This is a genomic window from Sphingosinicella sp., from assembly GCF_052387495.1.
Taxonomy (GTDB): Bacteria; Pseudomonadota; Alphaproteobacteria; order Sphingomonadales; family Sphingomonadaceae; genus Allosphingosinicella.
Genome location: NZ_JBQTJC010000065.1, coordinates 1 through 3,317, shown reverse-complemented (window position 1 = coordinate 3,317; position 3,317 = coordinate 1). Strand labels below are relative to the sequence as shown.

Genomic DNA, 3,317 nt, shown 5'->3' with positions numbered 1-3,317 from the left:
TTGAAAACTGTTCCCCCTGCCTGCAGAGTAGATGACATTGGGGAATGCCATGCTCTGGGAGCCGTTCGACCTGCTCACTCACGTCCTTCACCTGGCGCTCGGATTCGGGGCGGCGGGGGCGGCGGTCGTCGCGCTTTCGGCGCGCAAGGGCGGGCGGCTTCACCGGCGCGCAGGATGGGTGTTCGCCGCCGGGATGCTGATCGCGGCGGTCACGGCGTGGCTGTTCATGATCGCGCGGCCGCTGCCGCTGGCGATGATCGAGGCGACGATCGCGCTCTATGCGCTCGGCACCGCGATCCTCGCGCTCCACCCGCGCTGGCGCGGCGCGCGGACGGGCGAGTGGGCGCTGTTCGCTTTGCTCTGCCTGGTCATGCTCGGCATCGGCGCGACCGCGGTCCGACTCCATCTCGCAGGCACGCCGCTGATCGTCGCGCCCGCCGCTTTCTTCGTCATCCTCGCTTATTTCGCCGCGCTCGACCTGCGCTACCTGCGCGCGCGCGAGGTCGCGCGGCTCGACCGGGTGCGCCGCCACGCGCTGCGCATGGCGCTGGCGGTGAGCGAGACCGTCCGCGCACCGACGATCACCTTCGCGGACGAGCTCGGGCTGCCGATCCCGGCGATCGTCTTCGGATCGTTCCTGCTCGTGCCGCTGATCTATTTCGCCTTCGCGCCGGCGGCGCGGCGCGCCGCGGCGGGCGGGGTCGCCGCCCCGGCCGGGTGAGCGCCCGGCGCCACCGCCACCGCAGGCACGCTGCCCCGACGCCGGCGAACCCTGAAATTGGAGCCAAGAGGCCGCCATGGATCCCTTCTCCTATCTCTCGGTCCTGACCTCGATCATCCTCGGCCTCGGCATCCAACAGGTGCTGCTCGGCTATCGCGCGCTGATCCTCTCGCGCCGCCGGGTGAAGTTCTACGCGCCGCCTCTGGTCTGGTCGGTGCTGCTGCTGGCGATGGTGGCGCAGCATTGGTGGGCGAGCTTCCACCTCGCCGGGCGGACCGAATGGTCGTTCGCGATCTTCGCGACCATCCTCGTCCAGACCGCCCTGATCTACATGATGACCGCGATCGTGCTGCCGGATATCCCGCCCGACGAGCCGATCGACTTGCGCGACCATTATTACCGCGAGGCGCCCGCCTTTTTCGGGATCGGCGCCACGACCATCCTGTGGAGCCTGTTCCGCGAATATATGCTGGAGGGGGGCGCGCCGCCTCCGGCCAATCTCGCCTTCCATCTCCTCTTCCTGGCAATGGCCGCGGCCGCCGCCTTGATCCGCCGGCCGCGCGTGCACGAGACGCTGAGCGGGGCGATGGCCTTGCTGTTCGCGGCCTATGTCGCGTTGCTCTTCGCCCGGCTCGCTCCGGGCGCGGGCTGAGCGAGCGGCGGCGGGAACCGGCGCGAAGGCGGGGCGTATCCGCTCGCAAGGAGGAATGAATATGCACAAGGCGATATTGATCCTCTCCGCGCTCTATCTCGCCGCGGTCGGGATCGGTCTGATGGCGGTTCCGCTGCGCTTCGGGGTGGGCGCGGTGCCGGCCGACGCGGGGCCGGAGCTGGTCGCGCTGCTGCGGCTGCTCGGCGGGCCGTTCCTCGGCATCGCGGCGCTGAACTGGCTGGCGCGCGGCGAGGCGGCCTCGCCGGCGTTGCGCGCGATCCTGATCGCGAACCTGATCGGCTTCGGCGCGGTCGCCGCCAACGACGTGCACGGCGTCGCCAGCGGCGGGGCGCGCGACCTCGCCCAATACTTCCTCATCGTCCACCTCGCCTTCACCGCCGCCTTCGCCGCGGCGCTGCGTGGGGCGCGGGCGCCGTGAGGCCGGAGCGCGGAAGGTGACAAAGTTCCAGCATCCTAAGGGCAGAAAAGTTCGGGTAGGCGGAAGCGAATGGTCCCACCGGATCAAGTCCAGGGCAGGCTTCGTCGCGCCTTGGCGAGCGCACGTCCGTAGCGGGGCGCGCGGCGCGGTCGGGATGGGATGGATGAGGACGTGCAACGAGCGCCCTTTCGCGAGTCGGGGTCAACCGGCCAGCTTATGCCTTAAGGAGGGGGCTGTAGGAAAATGGTTTGTTCGCGCTTTGTGCCCGAGCGCAGCGACGCCGGCGGCGAAGCCGCCGCCGGAGCAGCGCGAAGAGAGCGCAAGAGCCGGCCAGCCTGCGGCCTGAGCGAAGCGAAGGGCGACAGGACTGACGTCACGGGATTCACTCCCGTGACGGCCTGCAACTCTCCAGCAACGGTGTCGAAAGCGAGTACTACGGACCTGAGATTTTGAGCATGTCCGGTGTCAGTTCGAAGATCGAACATAACAGTTGTGTTCGATATCGCTCCCCTTAGCGGCACGGTGTTGGTCCGGTGATAGATCGTATATTGTGTTAGATCGGCACGCAGTGCGCGCAGCACTTTCGGCCATTGCTTTCGACGTGCCGGGTCGCGCCACGCCTCGCCCATCTTGTGTCCAGGCAGATGGTCGCGACAGCACTCGCGGAAGAGTCTGCCCGATCCGCACAGGCATGGATCATTGCGGCGGGGTGAAACGAGTCGGCGAGGTGGGGAAGTGACCATGAGCCATCAGCTACGGCCGTTTCTCGCCAGCATCAAACCTCCTATGTGACCTCCAATGGGCCGTCACGAGACCATTGTCCCGTGACGTCAGTCCTGTCCCCCTTCGACTTCGCTCAGGTGGCTGGCTGGCCGGCCTGCGCCGTCTCTCGCGCTAAGTCCGGCGGCGTTGCACGCCGGGCCCCTCCACCACCCTTCGGGCGGTCCCCCTCCCCTGCAAATGCAGGGGAGGAACTAAGCGGCCTCGGCTTTGCGCGACTGGCGCTTTCTTTCGTGCGGATCGAGGAATCTCTTCCTTATCCGCACCACCTTCGGCGTCACCTCGACCAGTTCGTCGTCCTGGATGTAGGCGATCGCCTGTTCGAGCGTCATCCGCTTGGGCGGGGTGAGGCGGATGCTTTCGTCCTTGCCGCCGCTGGCGCGGAAATTGGTGAGCTGCTTGGACTTGAGCGGGTTGACCTCGAGGTCCTGGGGCTTGGCGTTCTCGCCGATCACCATGCCTTCGTAGAGCTTCTCGCCCGGCGCGATAAAGAGGATGCCGCGCTCCTCCAGCATGTTGAGCGCATAAGCGACCGCCTCGCCATTGCCCATCGAGATCCGACCGCCGGTCCGGCGGCCCTGGCTCGGGCCCTCGTACGGCCCGGAACGCTCGCACAGGCGGTTCATGCTGCCGGTGCCGCGCGTGTCGGAGAGGCACTCGCCGTGATCGCCGATCAGGCCGCGGCTGGGCGCCGAGAAGGTCAGCCGGGTCTTGCCGCCGCCCGA

4 protein-coding genes and 1 pseudogene are annotated in these 3,317 nt (G+C 67.9%); 3 read left to right on the top strand and 2 right to left on the bottom strand.

All coding sequences use genetic code 11. The features are described 5' to 3' along the window. The first annotated feature begins 49 nt into the window (after positions 1-49). From ACT4N8_RS03605 to ACT4N8_RS03595, 3 genes are all read left to right on the top strand, one after another. Positions 50-721 carry a hypothetical protein gene (locus tag ACT4N8_RS03605; protein ID WP_444856768.1) on the top strand — a complete coding sequence of 224 codons (672 nt, stop codon included), beginning with the start codon at positions 50-52 and terminating at the stop codon, positions 719-721. A gap of 76 nt (positions 722-797) precedes the next feature. Next, positions 798-1,373, top strand: a complete 576-nt coding sequence (locus ACT4N8_RS03600) for a hypothetical protein (protein ID WP_444856767.1) — start codon at positions 798-800, stop codon at positions 1,371-1,373. 61 nt (positions 1,374-1,434) lie between these two features. Further along, positions 1,435-1,812 carry a hypothetical protein gene (locus ACT4N8_RS03595; protein WP_444856766.1) on the top strand — a complete coding sequence of 126 codons (378 nt, stop codon included), beginning with the start codon at positions 1,435-1,437 and terminating at the stop codon, positions 1,810-1,812. Between the two features lie 221 nt (positions 1,813-2,033). Here the strand turns inward: ACT4N8_RS03595 and ACT4N8_RS03590 are convergent, their stop codons facing one another. Together ACT4N8_RS03590 and ACT4N8_RS03585 are read right to left on the bottom strand one after the other, a co-directional pair. Then, positions 2,034-2,555 (bottom strand): SEC-C metal-binding domain-containing protein, encoded by a 522-nt coding sequence (locus ACT4N8_RS03590; RefSeq protein WP_444856765.1) that lies wholly within the window; start codon positions 2,553-2,555, stop codon positions 2,034-2,036. A gap of 231 nt (positions 2,556-2,786) precedes the next feature. Then, positions 2,787-3,317, bottom strand: a pseudogene (locus ACT4N8_RS03585) (translational GTPase TypA); the annotation flags it as partial.

Coding starts and splice junctions, on each gene's coding strand:
- ACT4N8_RS03600 (WP_444856767.1), top strand. CDS start 798: ATGGATCCCTTCTCCTATCTCTCGGTCCTGACCTCGATCATCCTCGGC.
- ACT4N8_RS03595 (WP_444856766.1), top strand. CDS start 1,435: ATGCACAAGGCGATATTGATCCTCTCCGCGCTCTATCTCGCCGCGGTC.
- ACT4N8_RS03590 (WP_444856765.1), bottom strand. CDS start 2,555: ATGGTCACTTCCCCACCTCGCCGACTCGTTTCACCCCGCCGCAATGAT.
- ACT4N8_RS03605 (WP_444856768.1), top strand. CDS start 50: ATGCTCTGGGAGCCGTTCGACCTGCTCACTCACGTCCTTCACCTGGCG.